We start from the raw sequence: 18,768 nt of genomic DNA on the forward strand, positions 1-18,768 counted from the left end.
CGCGTCAACTTAATCGCATATCGCTCTAAACCCGATCCGTCTGAACCAGATGCCGCAAATCCCGCGTAATCCCCGCGAGATCCGGCGATTTCGCGGAGAGGCCGGCGCAGATGAATTCCGCCTTGCCGTGCCGGTTGAACACATAGGCGGCGGCGGTGTGCGTCACGGTGTAATCCGCCGGGTTGGAGGACGGGTGGACCGAGAAGCCGGCGTGAAACCGCGAGGCCAGGGCTTGAAGTTGTGCGGGGCTGCCGCGCAGCCCGACGAATTCCGGCATGTGGTAGAGGGCGATGTATTTCGCGAGCACCGGCAGCGTATCGCGCAGCGGATCGACCGTGACGAACAGGAACCGGACATCCTCAGCCTTGGCACCGAGCGATTTCAGGATTTTGCTCATCTCGTAGAGGGTAAGCGGGCAGACGTCCGGGCAGTTCGTGTAGCCGAAATAGAGAATGACGATCTTGCCGCGATAATCCGCCGCCGTCACGGTTTTGCCGGTTGCGGCGTCGGTCATGGTGAAGGCGAGGCCGGGCAAATGCCCGCGCATGTCGATATCCTGCGGGTCGAGTTTCCACCTCTGGTGGCAGGCGGCGAGAAGCATTGCCCCCGCCAATCCGGTGCCCGATGCCAGAACCGCGCGCCGTGCTGTCATGGTGTGCTCGCCAACCCGGCAAGATAGGCGGCGACAGCGGCGCGTTCGGGCGGACTCAGAGCGTGGGCGATGTTTTTCATCACGTAGTTCCGGCCCATCCGACCGGCGGCGATCGCGCGAAACGCCGCGCGCGTGGTCGCGACCGGCAATCCCGCAATCCGGGGCGCGCCGATCGAGGCGTTGCCCATCAGGTCAGGTCCATGACAGGCCATGCAGGGTAACACCCCGTTGCCGGTGCCATGTGCGACGATGGCCGCGCCACGCGACACATCAGGCGCCGGCCCCGCCGCGCCGAGGAACAGCGCCAATCCGGCGAGCAACAACGACCGGGTCATTTCGCGCCGGGCTTGCCGTCCGCGCCGTAGACTTTGAACGGAATGGCGAGATCGGGGGCATTCCGGAACGAGAAGCTGACGGTCACGTTGGTTCCCGGTGTCATCTTTGGTTGCATGCACATGATATGGAACCCGCCCGGCGAAAACCGGAAAACGCCGTGCGCCGGTATCGTGACATGATTGACCATCACCATCCGGTCGACGCCACTGCGGGTCACGCTCCTGTGCAGCATGGCCATGCCGCAGGCGGCGGTTTGCACGCCGTTGAGCACGATGTCGGTGGCGCTTGTGTTGTGCAGTGTTACGAAGCCTCCGGCGGGAATCTGCGGCAGCAGGTAGCGAAACCATGCGCTGTTCGCGGTGATCGGGTTGGATTCCGCCGCGGCTGGACACAGGGTCGCCATCAGGCTCACACCGATCAGACAGGTCGCCAAACCGATGCCGCGCATCCGCCGTTCTCTCCCAGATGTTGGAATGTTCATTGTAAGCCCAGTACCCGGCCATTGCTGGTTGCCAGCGCCACGCCGGCTGGGGTCACGACCGGATCCGTCACGACCGCCTTGGTGATATAGTGCCAAATCAGCGCGCCAGTCGATGCCGCGTAGGCGGCCACCGCATGATCGCCGATTTTCAGCACGATGTCGTTGCGTGACAGCATCGGTGGCGAGAACGGCGTGCCGCCCAGCGGCGCAAGCCAGATCGTCTTGCCGGTCGCGCCATTGACCGACAGCAGATCGCCCGCGCGATCCGCGAGGATCACGGCGCCGTCATATGACAGTGGCGCCGAGGTCGCATAATCCGCGAGGGCATGCTGCCAGAGCGGATGACCGGTCCTGAGTGCGAGCGCATAGAGATTGCGGTCCTCGGACGCGACATAGACCCGGCCCTGATCGACCGTCACCGGGTCGTTGATCGCGCCATTGGTTGCTAAGCTCCAGGCGGGCTTGCCGGTCGCCACATCATAGGCGTGCACAGTACCGCCCCGATTGCCGACGATGACGAGACCGCCACTCACGACCGGGGCGGCGACGAAGCCGTAGCCGGTTTGCGCGATCCAGCGCACGGCACCGGTTCTGGCATCGAGCGCGTAGAGATCGTGGTTGGCGGAGCCGAACAGCACGAGTCCCGCCGCGGTCACCGGAGCGGTCAGCCGCGCACCATCACCCTTGAATTGCCAAAGCCGGCGCGAGGGCATCGCGCCGACCGGTGCGAATGCGTACAGGCTGTGGCCGTCGGTTTGTGCAAACAACAATCCATCGCCCATGTGGGCATCGTGGCTGCACATGCACTCCGGCGGCTTGTTGCGGGTATATTGCCAGACCAGCGCGCCGGTCCTGGCGTTCAGCGCCCGCATGAAATGGGTATCGCCGATATCGGACGCCACGAACACCTGGGTTGAACCGATCGTGGGTGGAACCGTGATCGCGCCACTGGTCGCGTAGCGCCAGCTGATTTTGCCGCTTCGGGCATTCAGGGCGAACACATTGGGGCCGGTGCCCTGCGTACTTGTCACGTAGAGTTGTTCGCCGCCGACCCGCGGCGCGGCATAGATCGGCTCGTTCAGTTGCTCCGACCACAAGACATGCGGCGCGGGCGACGCCGCCGCGGCGCAGGGGATAAGACCGAACAGAGCCAGGACATAGAGCCGCAGCGAACTGATCATTAAGCGCTTCCTGTTCCAGAACGTCGCAGCGACGGTTCGAACTGAACAGCGCGACCATCGGCGACGTCAATTATCTAAACCTTCCCATGTGTCAAGGATGCCATCTTGACCCATCGTGCCGCCTCGCCCATGCCGCTCGGTCATGAAACCAACGACCCAAGCCGCTCTCATCATCGGTGCCGCCCTGCTGATCCGCCTGATCTTTGCCGCGAGCATGGGTCTCGGCATCGACGAAAGCTACATGGTCTCAGCGGCACACACCTATCAGTTGTCGTATTTCGATCATCCACCGATGTCGTGGTTCATGGAACTCACGATACAGCGACTGACCGGTCTGCACTCGCCCTTCATCGTGCGGCTGCCCTTCGTGCTGCTGTTCGCGGGGACCGGCGTGTTGATGTACGGCTTGACCAACCGCCTGTTCGGCGCCCGCGCGGCGGTGTGGGCGGTGGCCGGGCTGAACATCTCGCCGGTGTTTGCGGTCGCCTTCGGCACCTGGGTCCTGCCGGATGGTCCGCTCGATTTCTTTCTGGTCGCGGCTGCCTGGGCGCTGGCCCGCGCGGTCGGCGTCGCCCGGCCGGCGCTCGGCGCCGAACCGGAACCGGGGTTCTGGCCCCTCGCGGGACTATGCGCCGGCCTGGCCATGACGTCGAAATACAATGCCGCGCTGAACCTGCTGGGGGCGCTGGCCTTTCTGATGTTCGACGCCCGGGGCCGGCGCGCGCTCGCGAGTAGCGGCCCCTGGCTCGCCTGCCTGATCGCGCTGCTGGTGTTCTCGCCGGTGCTGATCTGGAATGCGCTGAACCACTGGGCGTCGTTCGGTTACCAGGGGGCGCGCGCCACTGGCTTCGGCATCCATCCGCTGCGCCCGTTCATCGTCTGGGCTGGCGAGGCGGTGTTCATCGCGCCGTGGATCTTCGTGCCGATGATCGCCCTGCTGATCGGCGGATTCCGGCGCGGGGCGGATCGCCGGGCGCGGTTCCTGGCCTGGCTCGCGGTGGTCCCGATCGTGCTGTTCTCGGCCATCGCCTTCTGGTCCACCCGAAAGATCCTGTTCCACTGGGCAGCCCCCGGCTACCTCATGCTGTTCCCGCTGCTGGGCGACTGGGCGGCGCGCGCGCGCGATTCGGTGCGGCGACGCCTCGCCGCGGGGGTCTGGGCCACCGCTTCGTTGCTGACCGCCGCGGTCGTTTTCATCGGCGCCGAGCTTCATTTCGACATTGTGCCAGGCTTCAACGCGCATTTCGCGCAGGGTCACTCGCCGGAACTACAGGTGATCGACTGGCGCAGTTTCCGCGCCGCCCTGGTCCGGCGCGGCGATCTGGCGAAGCCGGACATGGCGGTGGCCGCGCTCCGCTGGTTCGATGCCGGCAAGATCGCCTATGCGCTCGGGCCTGATGTGCCGGTGACCGTGTTCGAGGGCGACAAGCACGAATTCGGCATCACGACCCCACCGCAATCGCTGATCGGCGACGATATTCTGATCGCGGCAATGCCGGGCAACGAGGCCGACATCATGAAGCGCTACGCGCCGCGTTTCCGTGCCATCACGATCGCGAAACCGATCGCGATCACCCATCACGGTCACGTGCTGCTGCGAATCCCGATGCTGCTGGGTCATGATTTGCAGTCCTGGCCGCTGTCGCCGGGGTGATGACGCAATCGCCGATCCACGGCTGAGCGGATTTGCTTGATCGGGGTAGCGTTACTGCCCATCTCATGGCGATGATCCCCGAGTTGACACGAGACCATGCGTTGTTCCTCGATCTGGACGGTACACTCCTTGATTTCGCCGCGACTCCCGCCGAGGTCGTGGTGCCGCGCGACCTGCCCCGGCTGATGGCCGATCTGGCCGCCGGGCGTGATGGCGCGCTGGCGGTGCTGTCGGGCCGGACCCTTGCCGACATCGATGCGGTCACCGGATCGCCGCTGCCCGCAGGCGCTGAGCACGGGTTCGTCTGCCGCGATCCGGTGGGCGCGATCCACCACCCGATCGAGACCACGGCGAACCGCCCGGCATGGCGGCAGGCGCTATGCGAGGCCGCGGCCACGATGCCGGGCGTGGTGATCGAGGAAAAGCAATTCACCCTGGTGGCGCATTTCCGACGCGCCCCTGTCTATGGACCGGCCCTTCACGCGCTGATCGATCGACTGATTGCCGATGACCCGGATGTCGAGATCCTCGCCGCCGCCATGGCCTGGGAGATCCGCCCGACCGGCGTCGACAAGGGGGGCGCGTTGAGATGGTTCATGGGCCGACCCCCCTTTGCGGGACGATCGCCGGTGTTCGTCGGTGACGACACCACCGATGAGGCCGCGATCGCTGCCGCCAGGGCGCTCGGCGGCGTCGGCCTGCATGTCCATCGCGATTTTGCCGGCTCGACGAGCGCGGTGCGGATTTGGCTGGCGCGCGCCGTGACGGCACCGTGTCGATGAGCCGTCTCGTCATCGTCTCGAACCGGGTGTCGCTGCCAACCGAGCGTGGCGCCCGGGCCGGCGGTCTCGCGGTGGCGCTGGTCGATGCGATGACACCGGGTTCGGTCTGGTTCGGCTGGTCCGGCAAGCGCGCCGCCGTCACCTCGGAGGCCGCGACCATCGTCGAGCACGGCGGCCTGACCTATGCCACGATCGACCTCAGCGAAGCCGATTACCGTCGCTATTACGTCGGATTTTCGAACGCCGCGCTCTGGCCGCTGTTGCACTATCGCACCGGTTTGCTGGATTTCAAACGCGACGATTACGAGGGCTATCTCTCGGTCAATGAGACCTTCGCCGACCGGTTGAAACCGCTTCTGCGCCCGGACGACATCATCTGGATTCACGACTACCAGCTGCTCACCTTGCCCGAGGCACTCCGCCGGCGGGGGGTTACCAACCGGATCGGGTTTTTCCTCCATATCCCCTTCGTGCCGCCCGCCGTGCTGCATGTACTGCCCTCCGCCGCGGTTCTGGTCCGCGCCCTCGCCGCCGCCGACCTGATCGGCTTCCAGACCCATGGCGATCGGATGAATTTCCTGGAATCGGTCGCCTCCTGCATGGGCGTGCGGCCCGATGCCCATCATGGCTTCACCCATAATGATCATCGCACCGAAACCATTGTCGCCCCCATCGGCATCGATGCCGAGGGGTTCGCCCGCACCGCCCGCCGTGCCGCCGGCATGGCCGAGACCAAACGGTTGATCGAAAGCCTGGTTGGCCGCGCGCTGGTCATCGGCGTCGACCGGCTCGACTATACCAAGGGTCTGCCGCAGCGCTTCGATGCCTTCGGCCAGCTGCTGCATCGCTACCCCGAACATCTGCGCCGGATCAGTCTGCTCCAGATCGCCGCCCGTTCGCGCGAGGATGTCGATCGTTACCAGTCGCTCCGCCGCGAACTCGACCGCAAAGCCGGTGATATCAACGGTGCCTATTCCGATTTCGACTGGACGCCGCTGCGCTACATGACCCGCACGGTCAATCGCAACACGATCGCGGGCTTCTATCGCCTCGCCCGCATCGCCCTCGTCACGCCGTTGCGTGATGGGATGAATCTGGTCGCGAAGGAATTCGTCGCCGCACAGGATGCCACCGACCCCGGTGTGCTGGTGCTCTCGCGCTTCGCCGGCGCCGCCGAGGAGCTCACCGAGGCGCTCATCGTCAACCCCTACGACGCCGATGCGGTGGCCGATGCGATGCACACCGGGCTGATCATGCCGCTCGAGGAACGCAAAGCCCGCCACGCCGCTTTGCTTGCCAAAGTGCGCCGCACCACTGCCGCCTCATTCTGCCGGGACTTCCTGGCTCATTTGTATCGATAAACCGATCACAAATTACAGTAAAATTGTATAAAATACTGCGTTTTATAGTTAACTTCTTTATTTTATATGAGTTTTTGTAATATAAATTTTCAAATCGAAGTTTCATGACCGAGATCACGGTCAAATCGGGGCTTGCCCGTGTTCCGCACCCGTTCTGTAACGCAGGCACGGCAGCCACGCGCGTTTTCTGAAAAAATAGCCGCAAAAAACGCTTGCCGGGCGGCTCTGGCTACCGAAGCCGTGTGATCTCCCGCGACGCCCCTTGACCCGGTCGCCCCCATCGGTCATGAACACATCGTCGGGACAGACACGCCCGGTCCCCGCGCCTCATCGGGCGCATTCCCCTTTTAAAGTGCCCTGATCCGTCACGCATCCGGGCCCCTCATCCATAGCGGACACATATGAATCTCGCCGAACTTAAGGCCAAATCCCCCACCGACCTGCTCAACCTCGCCGAGGAATTGCAGGTCGAGAACGCATCGAGCCTGCGCAAGCAGGACATGATGTTCGCGATCCTCAAAGCCTACGCCGAGAACGACCAGGCGATCCATGGCGACGGCACGCTGGAGACGCTACCGGACGGTTTCGCCTTCCTGCGCAGCCCGCAGAGCAATTACCTTCCCGGCCCCGACGATATCTATGTCTCCCCTGCCCAGATGCGCCGCTTCGGTTTGCGCACCGGCGATACGGTCGCCGGGGAAATTCGCGCGCCCAAGGAAGGCGAGCGGTATTTCTCGCTCCAGAAGGTCGAGACCATCAATTTCGAACCGCCCGATGCGGTGCGTCACCGGATCAATTTCGACAATCTGACCCCGCTGTACCCGACCTCACGGTTGCAGATGGAAATCGAAAACGCCGGCCCGCCGCCGAAAGGCCAGCAGAAGGACAATACCGCGCGGGTGATCGACCTGATCTCACCGATCGGCAAGGGCCAGCGCGCCTTGATCGTGGCCCCGCCGCGCACCGGCAAGACCGTGATGCTGCAGAGCATCGCCACCTCGATCTCGACCAATCATCCCGAAGCCTTCCTGATCGTGCTGCTGATCGACGAACGGCCCGAGGAAGTGACTGACATGGCCCGCACCGTGAAGGGCGAGGTGGTCGCCTCGACCTTCGACGAACCGGCGACCCGCCATGTCCAGGTCACCGAAATGGTGCTCGAAAAGGCCAAGCGCCTGGTCGAGCACAAGCGCGACGTGGTCATTCTGCTCGACAGCATCACCCGCCTCGCCCGCGCTTACAACGCCGTGGTGCCAAGCTCAGGCAAGGTGCTGACCGGCGGTGTCGATGCCAATGCGTTGCAGAAACCCAAACGCTTCTTCGGTGCGGCCCGCAATATCGAGGAAGGCGGTTCGCTCACCATCATCGCGACCGCGCTGATCGACACCGGGTCACGCATGGACGAGGTGATTTTCGAGGAATTCAAAGGCACCGGCAATTCGGAAATCATCCTCGACCGCAAACTCTCCGACAAGCGGACCTTCCCCTCGATCGACATCACCAAATCCGGCACCCGCAAGGAAGAATTGCTGGTCGAACGCGCCACACTCTCGAAAATGTGGGTGCTGCGCCGGATTCTGAACCCGATGGGCGCCTCCGAGGCGATGGAATTCTTGCTCGACAAGCTGAAATATAGCAAAACCAACAGCGACTTCTTCGAGGCGATGAACACCTGACGTAAGGGAAGGAAGGGTTCTTTTTTGCAAAAAAGAACCAAAACACTCTTATTAATTGAAAATTTTTTGGTTCTTTTTTATAAAAAAGAACTACTTACCTGTCTTCTAATTTAAGGACGCACCATGCCCGACGCGATGCCCCATCACGATTACAAAGTCCGCGATTTCAGCCTGGCCGAGTGGGGCCGCAAGGAAATCAGCATGGCCGAAACCGAGATGCCGGGCCTGATGGCGCTGCGCACTGAATTCGGCGCCTCCAAACCCCTGAAGGGTGCCCGCATCGCCGGCTGCCTGCACATGACGATCCAGACCGCCGTGCTGATCGAAACCTTGACGGCGCTTGGCGCCACCGTCCGCTGGTCGTCCTGCAACATCTTTTCGACGCAGGACCACGCGGCTGCCGGCGTCGCAGCCGCCGGGGTGCCGGTGTTCGCCTGGAAAGGCATGAACGAAGAGGAATTCAACTGGTGCATCGAACAGACGGTGCGCGGCCCCGTCCAGCCGGACGGCAGCGTCTGGACGCCGAACATGATCCTCGACGATGGCGGCGATCTCACCAAGCTGATGCACGACAAATATCCCGAGATGCTGAAGGATGTACGCGGCATTTCCGAGGAGACCACCACCGGCGTGCATCGCCTGCGCGACATGGTGAAAGCCGGGCAATTGCTCTGCCCCGCGATCAACGTGAACGACAGCGTCACCAAATCGAAATTCGACAATCTCTACGGCTGCCGTGAATCGTTGGTCGATGGCATTCGTCGCGGCACCGATGTCATGATGGCCGGCAAAATCGCCGTGGTCGCCGGGTTCGGCGATGTCGGCAAAGGCTCCGCCGCTTCGCTGCGCAACGCCGGCTGCCGGGTGCTGGTCACCGAAATCGACCCGATCTGCGCGCTCCAGGCCGCAATGGAAGGCTACGAGGTTGTCACCATGGATACCGCCGCATCGCGCGGCGATATTTTCGTGACCGCCACCGGCAATATCGACGTGATCACCGCCGACCATATGCGTGCGATGAAAAACCGCGCCATTGTCTGCAATATCGGCCATTTCGACAGCGAGATCCAGATCGAGGCGCTGCGCAACTACCGCTGGGAAAACGTCAAGCCGCAGGTTGATGAAGTCGTGTTCCCCGATGGCAAACGTCTGATCGTCCTGTCCGAAGGCCGTCTGGTCAATCTCGGCAACGCAACCGGACATCCGAGTTTCGTGATGTCGGCGAGCTTTACCAATCAGGTCCTCGCCCAGATCGAACTATGGACCGCGCCGGCAGGCAAGTATGAAAATCAGGTCTATGTCCTGCCCAAGCACCTCGATGAAAAAGTCGCGGCACTCCACCTCGCCAAGGTTGGCGCGGCACTGACCATGCTTTCCCCCGCCCAGGCCGAATATATCGGCGTGTCGCGGACAGGCCCGTTCAAGCACGACGAATACCGGTATTGAGGATCACGCGGATGGGCGGGTTTCTGGCCGTGATGGGATTGGCGGCGCTCCTTGGCGGCATGCTGTTCTTCGGAACCATCATGACCCCGCTGGTCTTCAGCAAACTTCCGGCCGACATCTCCGGCCCCTTCATCCGCGCCACCTTCCCGCGCTATTATCTCTATGTGGTGATCGCCTCCGCCATCGCTGCCTTCGGCCTGCTGGTCCGGGGCAACCCGTGGTACGCGCTCGGTGCCGTTCTGATCACCGCTGCCACGCTGTGGCTCTGGCTCGAATGGATTCCCCATATCAATGCCCTGCGCGATGCCGGACAAAAAGCGGCGTTCGACCGCGCGCACCGCTTGTCGGTCTATGCCAATGGCATCGAGTTCGTCGTCGTGGTTCTTCTTCTGGCCGGTCTGGCCGGCTGATCACCGCACGAGTCCATTGGTCTTGACACAACCGCAACAGCCTCGCAGGGTCGCACGACGCGTCACCGGGAGTATTCGACCTTGAGCACCAAAGCGATTCGCATCCATGCCCATGGCGGGCCTGACGTTCTGCGCTGGGAGTCGGTGCCGACACCGGAGCCCGGACCGGGCGAGGCCCTGATCCATCATGAAGCGGTCGGGCTGAATTATATTGATATCTATTTCCGCATCGGTCTCTACAAAATTCCTCATCTCCCCGCGACCCTCGGCATGGAGGGGGCGGGCGTGGTGCGTGCGATCGGTGCCGGCGTCACCGAAGTCGCAATCGGCGATCGCGTCGCTTATGCTGGCGGCCCGATCGGCGCCTACGCCACCGAACGCGTCATCGCCGCCGACCGTCTCGTGAAACTGCCGGACAGTATCGATTTCGCCACCGGTGCGGCCATGATGCTTCAGGGCATGACCGCGCAATACCTGCTCCGCCGCACCTACAAGGTGCGGAGCGGCGAGACCATCCTGGTCCATGCCGCCGCCGGTGGAGTCGGGCTGATCCTCTGCCAATGGGCCAAGCATATCGGCGCCACAGTGATCGGCGTGGTCTCGACCGATGAAAAAGCCGAGGTTGCCCGCGCCCACGGCGCCGCCCACGTCATCGTTGGCCATGCCAATCTGGCGGCTGACATCAAACGCCTGACCGACGGCGCGATGGTACCGGTGGTCTATGATTCAGTCGGCAAGGACACATTCACCCCCAGCCTCGACAGCCTCGCCCCGCTTGGCCTGATGGTCAGCTATGGCAACGCCTCCGGTCCGGTGCCGCCGGTCGAGCTCAGCATGCTCGCCGCCAAGGGTAGCCTGTTCCTCACCCGCCCGACGCTTGCGACCTACACGGCCACCCGATCCGATCTGCTCGCTGTCACCGCCGATTTATTCGATGTGGTCGCCGCCGGCGCCGTCAAAATCAGGGTCAACCAAACCTTCCCGCTCGAACAGGCCGCCGCCGCGCAGGAAGCTCTCGAATCCCGCCATACCACCGGCAGCACCATCCTGATCCCCTGACCGCGCCGATCACATCGATGTGTGTGCCACGATCGAGCCATGTTTTCGTGCAAATATGTTCCAACTTGATGATATATCGGGAAATTGAGCTTGCCGAACCTTCATCAGGCCTTAAAATACCTTTGTTTCGTTACGTTAGCCTTGACTGCCAGTTCATCACGATAAACAGGAGTTAAACAATGTCCGAAAATCCGAAGTTCGACGGCCGCCGCGACCTGCTCAAAAAAGCCGCTGGCATTTCTGCCGCGATCGCCGTTGCCGGCGTGGCCGTCACACAATCGGCCAAGGCCGCCGGCATGGCCCAGTCTGCCGTTCAGTATCAGGACAAGCCGAAGGACGGCCATCGCTGCGATGCCTGCGCCCTGTGGATCCCTGGCCCGACGCCGACCGCCAAGGGCAAGTGCAAGGCCGTCGCCGGCGCCATCGACCCGGCCGGCTGGTGCACCCTGTGGAGCCCGAAATCCTGATCGGCACCACGCCCGGCCTGATCTGAACGATCACAAAAAAACGCCCAGTCCATCCGGACTGGGCGTTTCCCGTTGCGGTCTGACCGAAGCTTATTTACCGGTCTCGACCTGTCCGCGAATTTCACCGGCCGGAAACTTCACGGTGTGAACATTCACATATGACATGCCATCGAGAATGATCTTGGCCTGTGCCGCCGTAATCTTGGCGTGCCCCACGATCGGGCTCGCATGCGGCCCGCTGATCGGCACCAGCACCGGCGCGTTCTCACCCGGCTTCGCCGGACCATGGAAATGCGCCATCGTGACCTTGCTGGTCAGGTGGCTGTAGTTCACATGCCAGTAGAGCATATGGGTTTTGGTGTTGTAACGACCGATCATCGTGCCTTTGCCCATCGACCCGGTCACGCCGGCGCCGGGTGCGAGAGTGGCATGCAGATGAACGACTTTGGCCATGGCGACGCCGGTGAACGCAATGAAAGCGGCAGCGGTCAACGGCATCAGGCGGGCGGCGGATAGGCGCATGAAGAATCTCCCCTTGAGACAACGGCACAAATACCGTGTAGCGCATATGGGGTCGCCGTTGTGGCGGCAAGAAGGCATCCATGCGTTGAAATGCTTGCACGACACAGATTTGCGGCGCAGATCCCGCTGATGAAGGACATTTCATCCAGCGCCGATGCCGCATCCAGCATCCGCCGCATGTTCATCCGCGATTTGGTGCTCGATGCCGCGATTGGTGTGTATGCCCATGAGCACGACCGGACCCAGCGCATCCGCATCAATCTCGACCTCGCGATCGAGGAAGATGTCGTCAACCCCGTCAGCCGGCAGTTCTCTCGCCCCGGCGTTGGTCGTGACGATTTGGCCCGCGTGGTCGACTATGAAAAAATCGTCAACGACACCCGCGCGACGGTGGCTTCGGGTCATGTCCAACTCGTCGAAACCCTTGCCGAGCGCGTTGCTGAACTCTGCCTGACCGATCCCCGCGTGATCCTGGTTCGGGTTAGGGTGGAAAAGCTCGATGTCTTCCCTGATGCCGCATCCGCCGGCGTCGAGATCGAACGACGCCGCTGAGACGATCGTGACGTTCCCATCCCAACCGGTCCGCGCTATCAAGCCGGCCGTTACCACCATGAAGGAAGACGACGATGCTTGAACTCCACGTTGATGGCATGACCTGCAACCATTGCGTTCGCGCGGTGACCGAGGCGGTCCACAGCGTCGCGGCCGATGCCAAGGTGGCGATCGACCTTCCGACCGGCACTGTCCACATCGATAATGCCACCCCCGCCGATGCCGCGGCAATCACCGCCGCAATCGTCGAGGAAGGCTATACCGTTACCTGACGCGCGACCGGCGGATCGGCATCGCGCGCCACCGATCCGTCCTCAATGCCCGGCGAGCACGCTGCCGCCCATAAATCCAGCGGCGTGATGAGCAAACATCGGCACCGCCATCAGCACGAACCCGACGATCAGCAGAAGCGCGGCGATGAAGGGAAACACGTCGGCAAAGAACGAAATCCCTTCGGGTAAACGTGGCAAGGCGAGCGGCCGCTTCGATGCATCGTCACCCGGGCGTACGAAGGGTGGCAGCAAGGCGGCGGGCGGCACGATTAATCCGTCCGCGCGGCGTTGCGCGGCGACATCCCGCCCCTGCAGGGTTGTTATTGACATTATATGATCTCCGTTTGACGTGGGAACCATCACAGACCGGCTTGGGGAGAAGACCTATTGTCTTGATGTTGAAATGATCGGTGCTGTTCCAACGGGTTTCGGATATAACGGGCAAATCTTTCCACTCGATTAACCGAATCCGTGACATCGGTTTGCCACCGCCGGTTGCTCAAGCGGCGCGCTATTCCTATACCGGCACCAACCCACGCCCTTACCGGACAGGATCAGCCAATGGCCAGCTATCAATACGTCTATGTGATGAAAGACCTTACCAAAGCCTTCCCTGGCGGGCGCGAGGTGTTCAAGGGCATCACGCTGTCATTCCTGCCGGGCGTGAAAATCGGGGTGCTCGGCGTCAACGGCGCGGGGAAATCGACGCTGCTGAAGATCATGGCGGGGATCGAAAAGGAGTTCGGCGGCGAGGCATGGGCCGCCGAAGGGGCAACGATCGGCTATCTGTCGCAAGAGCCGCATCTCGAGCCTGATTTGACGGTGGGGGACAATGTCGCCCTGGCCTTCGCCGATCTGCGGGCGGCGCTGGCCCGGTTCAACGCGATTTCCGAAGAATTCGCCGAGCCGATGGATGACGATAAAATGAACGCCCTGCTCGCCGAGCAGGCGGAACTTCAGGAAATGATCGACGCCAAGGACGGCTGGGAACTCGATCGCCGGATCGACATCGCGCTCGATGCGCTACGCTGCCCGCCGGCGGAAAGCCCGGTCACCAATCTGTCCGGCGGTGAGCGCCGGCGCGTGGCCTTGTGCCGGCTGTTGCTGGAAAAACCCGATCTGCTGCTGCTCGATGAGCCAACCAACCATCTCGACGCTGAATCTGTCGCCTGGCTGGAAAAGACCCTGCGTAGTTACGCCGGCACCGTGATCGTCGTGACACATGACCGGTACTTCCTCGAGAACGTCACCAACTGGATTCTCGAACTCGAACGCGGGCGCGGGTATCCGTTCGAGGGCAATTATACCTCATGGCTCGAACAGAAGCAGAAACGCCTCGCTCAGGAAGAGAAGGAGGAATCGGGTCGCCAGCGCGCACTCAGGGAGGAGCGCGAGTGGATCGGTGCGTCGCCCAAGGCGCGGCAGGCGAAGAATCAGGCGCGCATCACCCGCTACGAGGACATGCTGGCAAAATCGAACGAGCAGGTTTCGGGCGTCGCCGAGATCATCATTCCGCCGGGCCCGCGCCTTGGTGGCACGGTGATCGAGGCGGTCGAGCTGCGCAAGGGGTTCGGCAACAATGTTCTGATCGATCAGCTCAGCTTCAAGCTGCCCCCGGGCGGAATCGTCGGTGTCATCGGCCCCAATGGGGCGGGCAAGACGACTTTGTTCAAAATGATCACCGGTGCCGAACACCCCGATGGCGGCACGTTCACCGTTGGTGACACTGTGAGGCTCGGCTATGTCGATCAGTCGCGCGACAGTCTCAACCCGGACAAATCGGTTTGGGAGGAAATCTCGGGCGGTACCGATGTGATTACGCTTGGAAAACGTTCGGTGCCGTCGCGAGCGTATGTCGGCGCGTTCAACTTCAAGGGGTCCGACCAGCAGAAGAAAGTCGGCATTCTCTCGGGCGGTGAACGCAATCGGGTGCACCTCGCCAAAATGCTCAAGGGCGAACACAATGTCATTCTGCTCGATGAACCGACCAACGATCTCGATGTCGATACGCTGCGCGCCCTCGAGGAAGCCCTGATGGAATTTCCGGGTTGTGCTGTCATTATCTCGCATGACCGCTGGTTTCTCGATCGGCTCGCCACCCATATCCTGGCGTTCGAGGGCGATAGCCACGTCGAATGGTTCCAAGGCAATTTCCAGGATTACGAGGAGGACAAGCGCCGCCGCCTCGGCGCCGATGCCACCGAGCCGCATCGCATCAAATATCGCCCACTGACCCGCTAGGCGCGGGGTGGTACCCCGGCATGACCAATCCCACCTGGCGCGTCACCACGTCCCGGTTGCGCCTCGATCCGGTCGGCTGGGGTGATCTCGCGGATCTGACCGCGCTAAAGACCGATCCGCGCGCCTTTGCGCTGATGCTGGGCGGGGTGCGCTCGCGCGCGCGCGCGGCCGAGGAACTCGCCGAGGATATCGGGCTATGGGGACGACACGGCTACGGGATGTGGACGGTGCGGGGATTGCACACCGGCAATTTCATCGGCCTCACCGGCCTCGCCGATCGGCCGGACGGACGCGGGATTGCCTTGCGGTTCGCACTCTGGCCGGAGATGCGGGGGGCGGGACTCGCGCGCGAAGCCGCAGCGGCGGCGTTGCGTTATGGCCATGACCGGGCGGGGCTACCCAGCATCATCGCCGTCTCGCGGGCGGATAATTTTGCCAGCCGCACGGTTCTGGGATCGATCGGCATGATCGAGATCGACGCGTTCGTTCGCAACGAGACCCCAATGCTGATCTATCAGAGCCTCGCCCGATAAAGCGTCTATGCGGCGACGCTACGGTTGCGGGCAGCCGCGAGCGCGGCGATCAAGGTGTAGCTGTGCTTGCGCGCCTCATGGTCGTGGATCATCGCGGTCACCATCACCTCGTCGGGCTGATGCGTCGCAATGAAGTCGGAGAGGCGCGATTCGATTGTGCCGGGTGCGCCGACGATCGCGTACATCAGGGCGTGCTCGACCTGAGCCCGCTCCTGCGGCGACCAGATATCCGCCATCGGCGCGGGCGCGGGCAATTTGCCCGGCCGGCCGCGCCGCAGATTGACGAAGGCCTGCTGCTGGGACGTGAACAGATGCGCCGCCCGTGCATCCGTCTCGGCGGCGCATACCGTGAGACACACCATCGCGTAGGGTCGCGCCAATTGTGACGAGGGCGTGAAGCGCGAGCGGTAGATATGCAGGGCCTCGGAGAGCAGATCGGGTGCGAAATGCGCGGCGAAGGCGAAGGGCAGGCCGAATGCGGCGGCGCATTCGGCCGAGTAGGTGCTCGACCCCAGCAGCCAGAGCGGCACATCCAACCCGGCACCCGGCACGGCGCGCACGCGCTGGTCCGGTGGAGCGGGGCGGAAATAGGATTGCAATTCGAGCACGTCCTGCGGGAAATTGTCGGCACGCCCGACATCGCGCCGCAAGGCTCTGGTAGTCGAAGGATCGGTCCCCGGCGCGCGGCCGAGACCGAGGTCGATGCGGCCGGGATGCAGGGCGGCAAGGGTGCCGAATTGTTCGGCGATGATCAGCGGCGCGTGGTTCGGCAGCATCACCCCGCCGGAGCCGACACGGATCGCGCGCGTGGCGGACGCGACATGGGCGATGACCACGGCCGTTGCGGCACTGGCGATGCCGGGCATGTTGTGATGCTCGGCGAGCCAGTAGCGTTTGAAACCCAGGCTTTCAGCGTGCTGTGCAAGGTCGGTGGCGTTGCACAGCGCCTCGCGGGCAGTCGACCCTTCGGGGATCGGCGCAAGATCCAGGACTGAGAATGGAACGGTGTTCATTTTAACTAGATGGGGACGGCCTACGGTCCTTGTCAGCTCGACCAATTAATATGATCTATGCCGCTTTGCGATGAGCCATGGCGGCGTGCAGATTTTCATCGAGTTTGGCGAGAAAATCCTGCGTCGTCATCCAGGGCTGATTCTTGCCGATCAAGCCGGCAAGATCCTTGGTCATGAAACCGGCTTCGACGGTTTCGACGCAGACGCGCTCCAGGGTTTCGGCAAATTCGGTGACCTCCGGCGTCTGATCAAATTTGCCGCGATAGGCGAGGCCGCGAGTCCAGGCGAAGATGCTGGCGATCGGGTTGGTGCTGGTCGGGCGGCCCTTCTGATGTTCGCGATAGTGGCGGGTGACGGTGCCATGCGCGGCTTCGCTTTCGACGGTTCTGCCGTCCGGACTCATCAGCACGGAGGTCATCAGGCCGAGGCTGCCGAAGCCCTGGGCGACGATGTCGCTCTGCACGTCACCGTCGTAATTCTTGCAAGCCCAGAGATAGCCACCGTTCCATTTCAGCGCGGAGGCGACCATGTCATCGATCAGGCGATGCTCGTAGGTGAGGTTGTGCGCTTCGAACGCGGCTTTGAACTCCGCGTCGAAAATGGCCTGGAACAAATCCTTGAACATGCCGTCATAGGCTTTGAGGATGGTGTTCTTGGTCGAGAGATAGACCGGGTAGTTGCGCAGCAGGGCATAGTTGAAGCTGGCGCGGGCAAAACCTTCGATCGAGGCTTTGGTGTTGTGCATCGCAAGCGCAACGCCGGGACCCTTGAAATCATGCACATCCAGAATGATCGGCTTGCCGCCATCGGCGGGGATGTAGGAGAGCTGTACCTTGCCGGCGCCGGGGATTCTGGTCTCGACCGCACGATAGATGTCACCATAGGCGTGACGACCGATCACGATCGGCTCGGACCAGTGCGGCACCAGGCGAGGAACGTTGCGGCAGATGATCGGTTCGCGGAAGATCGTACCGTCGAGAATATTGCGGATGGTGCCGTTCGGGCTGCGCCACATTTGTTTGAGGCCGAATTCGGCGACGCGCGCTTCATCGGGGGTGATGGTGGCGCATTTGACCGCAACACCGAACTCCTTGGTCGCCAGGGCCGATTCCACCGTGACTTTGTCGTCCGTCGCGTCGCGGTTTTCGATGCCGAGATCGTAGTATTTCAGATCGACGTCGAGATAGGGCAGGATCAGTTTTTCCTTGATGAAGCCCCAGATGATGCGGGTCATTTCATCGCCGTCCATCTCGACGATGGGGTTCTTGACCTTGATCTTTGCCATGTCTCGCTCCTTGCTCGGATTTTTCATTGTCTATCACCGATTGCCCGAGGGGCAAGCCAGTGGACGGCAGGTCAGGGGTGTTTTAGGACCGGTGCAGTTTTGGAGAGTGTATGATGGCGCCGAGCATGGGACATGCAAGTGACTGGGACCGGGATGCGGCATTGACCGCGGCGCGGATTCTGCTGGAGATCAAGGCGGTGAATTTCCGGCCGGAGGAAGCCTATACCTTCACGTCGGGCTGGAAGGCGCCGGTGTACATCGATTGCCGCAAGATCATTTATTTTCCGCGCGCCCGCGCCAAAATCTGCGAACTGGCGGTCGAGAAACTGACCCGCCAGATCGGGTTCGAAACGATCGAGGCGGTGGCCGGCGGCGAAACCGCGGGGATTCCCTACGCGGCCTGGATTGCCGACCGCATGGCGCTGCCGATGGCCTATGTGCGCAAGAAACCCAAGGGATTCGGGCGTAACGCGCTGATCGAGGGCGATGTGCCGGAGGGCAAGAACACGCTGCTGGTCGAGGATTTGACCACCGACGGTGGGTCGAAAATCCAGTTCGCAACAGCGCTGCGCGACGCCGGAGCGATCTGCGATCATGTGTTCGTGGTATTTTTCTACGGCGTGTTTCCCGGCAGTCTGAACAAGCTGGCGGAGATGGGAATATCATTGCACCACCTCTGCACGTGGTGGGATGTGCTGGAGGCCTGCCGGGGTGGGGATTATTTCCCCGAAGCGACACTGGCCGGCGTGCGGAAATTCCTGGAAAACCCGGTCGCTTGGTCAGCGGCGCATGGGGGCGTGACCAGTGCCGAGGAGGCCGCGGCGCATAAAGCCTCGAAGTGACGC

General features: G+C 62.5%; 21 protein-coding genes. 13 read left to right on the forward strand and 8 right to left on the reverse strand.

Going from position 1 to position 18,768, the window contains the following annotated elements:
• Nucleotides 1–25: 25 nt before the first annotated feature.
• From ACP5E6_RS10755 to ACP5E6_RS10770, 4 genes are read right to left on the reverse strand one after another with little or no spacing between them, the layout of a single operon-like run.
• Entirely contained in the window at nucleotides 26–652 is a 627-nt protein-coding gene (locus tag ACP5E6_RS10755) for an SCO family protein (RefSeq protein WP_427954238.1), read from the reverse strand.
• On the reverse strand, nucleotides 649–987 hold the full coding sequence (locus ACP5E6_RS10760) for a c-type cytochrome (protein ID WP_427954239.1): 339 nt from the start codon (nucleotides 985–987) through the stop codon (nucleotides 649–651). The genes ACP5E6_RS10755 and ACP5E6_RS10760 overlap by 4 nt, the downstream gene beginning before the upstream one ends.
• On the reverse strand, nucleotides 984–1,436 hold the full coding sequence (locus ACP5E6_RS10765) for a copper chaperone PCu(A)C (protein WP_427954240.1): 453 nt from the start codon (nucleotides 1,434–1,436) through the stop codon (nucleotides 984–986). Before ACP5E6_RS10765 ends, ACP5E6_RS10760 begins: the two co-directional genes overlap by 4 nt.
• 29 nt (nucleotides 1,437–1,465) lie before the next feature.
• On the reverse strand, nucleotides 1,466–2,650 hold the full coding sequence (locus tag ACP5E6_RS10770; protein ID WP_427954241.1) for a PQQ-binding-like beta-propeller repeat protein: 1,185 nt from the start codon (nucleotides 2,648–2,650) through the stop codon (nucleotides 1,466–1,468).
• 142 nt (nucleotides 2,651–2,792) lie between these two features.
• On the opposite strand from ACP5E6_RS10770, the gene ACP5E6_RS10775 reads away from it, so the two are divergent.
• The 8 genes from ACP5E6_RS10775 (at nucleotide 2,793) to ACP5E6_RS10810 (ending at nucleotide 11,505) form a co-directional block, all read left to right on the forward strand.
• Nucleotides 2,793–4,304 (forward strand): ArnT family glycosyltransferase, encoded by a 1,512-nt coding sequence (locus ACP5E6_RS10775; RefSeq protein ID WP_427954242.1) that lies wholly within the window; start codon nucleotides 2,793–2,795, stop codon nucleotides 4,302–4,304.
• Between the two features lie 83 nt (nucleotides 4,305–4,387).
• On the forward strand, nucleotides 4,388–5,086 hold the full coding sequence (gene otsB, locus ACP5E6_RS10780) for a trehalose-phosphatase (protein WP_427954243.1): 699 nt from the start codon (nucleotides 4,388–4,390) through the stop codon (nucleotides 5,084–5,086).
• Nucleotides 5,083–6,447, forward strand: coding sequence for an alpha,alpha-trehalose-phosphate synthase (UDP-forming) (locus tag ACP5E6_RS10785; protein WP_427954244.1), 1,365 nt, complete (start codon nucleotides 5,083–5,085; stop codon nucleotides 6,445–6,447). Before otsB ends, ACP5E6_RS10785 begins: the two co-directional genes overlap by 4 nt.
• A gap of 401 nt (nucleotides 6,448–6,848) precedes the next feature.
• Nucleotides 6,849–8,123, forward strand: coding sequence for a transcription termination factor Rho (rho, locus tag ACP5E6_RS10790; protein ID WP_427954245.1), 1,275 nt, complete (start codon nucleotides 6,849–6,851; stop codon nucleotides 8,121–8,123).
• 123 nt (nucleotides 8,124–8,246) lie between these two features.
• Nucleotides 8,247–9,569, forward strand: a complete 1,323-nt coding sequence (gene ahcY / locus ACP5E6_RS10795; RefSeq protein WP_427954246.1) for an adenosylhomocysteinase — start codon at nucleotides 8,247–8,249, stop codon at nucleotides 9,567–9,569.
• Nucleotides 9,570–9,580: 11 nt separating this feature from the next.
• Entirely contained in the window at nucleotides 9,581–9,979 is a 399-nt protein-coding gene (locus ACP5E6_RS10800; RefSeq protein ID WP_427954247.1) for a DUF4149 domain-containing protein, read from the forward strand.
• An 81-nt stretch (nucleotides 9,980–10,060) separates the two neighbouring features.
• Nucleotides 10,061–11,038, forward strand: coding sequence for a quinone oxidoreductase family protein (locus ACP5E6_RS10805; RefSeq protein WP_427954248.1), 978 nt, complete (start codon nucleotides 10,061–10,063; stop codon nucleotides 11,036–11,038).
• 179 nt (nucleotides 11,039–11,217) lie between these two features.
• Complete coding sequence (locus ACP5E6_RS10810; protein WP_427954249.1) at nucleotides 11,218–11,505, forward strand: high-potential iron-sulfur protein; 288 nt, start codon at nucleotides 11,218–11,220, stop codon at nucleotides 11,503–11,505.
• A 90-nt stretch (nucleotides 11,506–11,595) separates the two neighbouring features.
• On the opposite strand, the gene ACP5E6_RS10815 is transcribed toward ACP5E6_RS10810, so the two are convergent.
• A complete protein-coding gene (locus ACP5E6_RS10815; protein ID WP_427954250.1) occupies nucleotides 11,596–12,027 on the reverse strand; it encodes a CHRD domain-containing protein in 432 nt (143 codons plus the stop codon).
• 129 nt (nucleotides 12,028–12,156) lie between these two features.
• Here ACP5E6_RS10815 and ACP5E6_RS10820 point away from each other — a divergent pair, with 129 nt between their 5' ends.
• Both ACP5E6_RS10820 and ACP5E6_RS10825 read left to right on the forward strand, forming a co-directional pair.
• Entirely contained in the window at nucleotides 12,157–12,579 is a 423-nt protein-coding gene (locus ACP5E6_RS10820; protein WP_427954251.1) for a dihydroneopterin aldolase, read from the forward strand.
• A gap of 74 nt (nucleotides 12,580–12,653) precedes the next feature.
• Nucleotides 12,654–12,851 carry a heavy-metal-associated domain-containing protein gene (locus tag ACP5E6_RS10825; RefSeq protein ID WP_427954252.1) on the forward strand — a complete coding sequence of 66 codons (198 nt, stop codon included), beginning with the start codon at nucleotides 12,654–12,656 and terminating at the stop codon, nucleotides 12,849–12,851.
• Nucleotides 12,852–12,893: 42 nt separating this feature from the next.
• Here the strand turns inward: ACP5E6_RS10825 and ACP5E6_RS10830 are convergent, their stop codons facing one another.
• Entirely contained in the window at nucleotides 12,894–13,181 is a 288-nt protein-coding gene (locus tag ACP5E6_RS10830) for a hypothetical protein (RefSeq protein WP_427954253.1), read from the reverse strand.
• Between the two features lie 231 nt (nucleotides 13,182–13,412).
• Between ACP5E6_RS10830 and ettA the strand changes: the two genes are divergently transcribed.
• Nucleotides 13,413–15,092, forward strand: a complete 1,680-nt coding sequence (gene ettA, locus ACP5E6_RS10835) for an energy-dependent translational throttle protein EttA (protein WP_427954254.1) — start codon at nucleotides 13,413–13,415, stop codon at nucleotides 15,090–15,092.
• A gap of 20 nt (nucleotides 15,093–15,112) precedes the next feature.
• Nucleotides 15,113–15,625: a GNAT family N-acetyltransferase gene (locus tag ACP5E6_RS10840; RefSeq protein WP_427954255.1), complete on the forward strand. Its 513-nt coding sequence runs from the start codon at nucleotides 15,113–15,115 to the stop codon at nucleotides 15,623–15,625.
• A gap of 5 nt (nucleotides 15,626–15,630) precedes the next feature.
• Here the strand turns inward: ACP5E6_RS10840 and ACP5E6_RS10845 are convergent, their stop codons facing one another.
• A complete protein-coding gene (locus ACP5E6_RS10845; protein ID WP_427954256.1) occupies nucleotides 15,631–16,638 on the reverse strand; it encodes an LLM class flavin-dependent oxidoreductase in 1,008 nt (335 codons plus the stop codon).
• A 55-nt stretch (nucleotides 16,639–16,693) separates the two neighbouring features.
• On the reverse strand, nucleotides 16,694–17,923 hold the full coding sequence (locus ACP5E6_RS10850; protein WP_427954257.1) for an NADP-dependent isocitrate dehydrogenase: 1,230 nt from the start codon (nucleotides 17,921–17,923) through the stop codon (nucleotides 16,694–16,696).
• A gap of 113 nt (nucleotides 17,924–18,036) precedes the next feature.
• On the opposite strand from ACP5E6_RS10850, the gene ACP5E6_RS10855 reads away from it, so the two are divergent.
• Nucleotides 18,037–18,765, forward strand: a complete 729-nt coding sequence (locus ACP5E6_RS10855; protein ID WP_427954258.1) for an orotate phosphoribosyltransferase — start codon at nucleotides 18,037–18,039, stop codon at nucleotides 18,763–18,765.
• The last annotated feature ends 3 nt before the right edge of the window (nucleotides 18,766–18,768 follow it).

This window comes from Acidiphilium sp., assembly GCF_049977125.1.
GTDB lineage: Bacteria > Pseudomonadota > Alphaproteobacteria > Acetobacterales > Acetobacteraceae > Acidiphilium.

Coding starts and splice junctions, on each gene's coding strand:
- ACP5E6_RS10755 (WP_427954238.1), bottom strand. CDS start 652: ATGACAGCACGGCGCGCGGTTCTGGCATCGGGCACCGGATTGGCGGGG.
- ACP5E6_RS10760 (WP_427954239.1), bottom strand. CDS start 987: ATGACCCGGTCGTTGTTGCTCGCCGGATTGGCGCTGTTCCTCGGCGCG.
- ACP5E6_RS10765 (WP_427954240.1), bottom strand. CDS start 1,436: ATGCGCGGCATCGGTTTGGCGACCTGTCTGATCGGTGTGAGCCTGATG.
- ACP5E6_RS10770 (WP_427954241.1), bottom strand. CDS start 2,650: ATGATCAGTTCGCTGCGGCTCTATGTCCTGGCTCTGTTCGGTCTTATC.
- ACP5E6_RS10775 (WP_427954242.1), top strand. CDS start 2,793: ATGAAACCAACGACCCAAGCCGCTCTCATCATCGGTGCCGCCCTGCTG.
- ACP5E6_RS10785 (WP_427954244.1), top strand. CDS start 5,083: ATGAGCCGTCTCGTCATCGTCTCGAACCGGGTGTCGCTGCCAACCGAG.
- rho (WP_427954245.1), top strand. CDS start 6,849: ATGAATCTCGCCGAACTTAAGGCCAAATCCCCCACCGACCTGCTCAAC.
- ahcY (WP_427954246.1), top strand. CDS start 8,247: ATGCCCGACGCGATGCCCCATCACGATTACAAAGTCCGCGATTTCAGC.
- ACP5E6_RS10800 (WP_427954247.1), top strand. CDS start 9,581: ATGGGCGGGTTTCTGGCCGTGATGGGATTGGCGGCGCTCCTTGGCGGC.
- ACP5E6_RS10810 (WP_427954249.1), top strand. CDS start 11,218: ATGTCCGAAAATCCGAAGTTCGACGGCCGCCGCGACCTGCTCAAAAAA.
- ACP5E6_RS10815 (WP_427954250.1), bottom strand. CDS start 12,027: ATGCGCCTATCCGCCGCCCGCCTGATGCCGTTGACCGCTGCCGCTTTC.
- ACP5E6_RS10820 (WP_427954251.1), top strand. CDS start 12,157: ATGAAGGACATTTCATCCAGCGCCGATGCCGCATCCAGCATCCGCCGC.
- ACP5E6_RS10825 (WP_427954252.1), top strand. CDS start 12,654: ATGCTTGAACTCCACGTTGATGGCATGACCTGCAACCATTGCGTTCGC.
- ACP5E6_RS10830 (WP_427954253.1), bottom strand. CDS start 13,181: ATGTCAATAACAACCCTGCAGGGGCGGGATGTCGCCGCGCAACGCCGC.
- ettA (WP_427954254.1), top strand. CDS start 13,413: ATGGCCAGCTATCAATACGTCTATGTGATGAAAGACCTTACCAAAGCC.
- ACP5E6_RS10840 (WP_427954255.1), top strand. CDS start 15,113: ATGACCAATCCCACCTGGCGCGTCACCACGTCCCGGTTGCGCCTCGAT.
- ACP5E6_RS10845 (WP_427954256.1), bottom strand. CDS start 16,638: ATGAACACCGTTCCATTCTCAGTCCTGGATCTTGCGCCGATCCCCGAA.
- ACP5E6_RS10850 (WP_427954257.1), bottom strand. CDS start 17,923: ATGGCAAAGATCAAGGTCAAGAACCCCATCGTCGAGATGGACGGCGAT.
- ACP5E6_RS10855 (WP_427954258.1), top strand. CDS start 18,037: ATGGCGCCGAGCATGGGACATGCAAGTGACTGGGACCGGGATGCGGCA.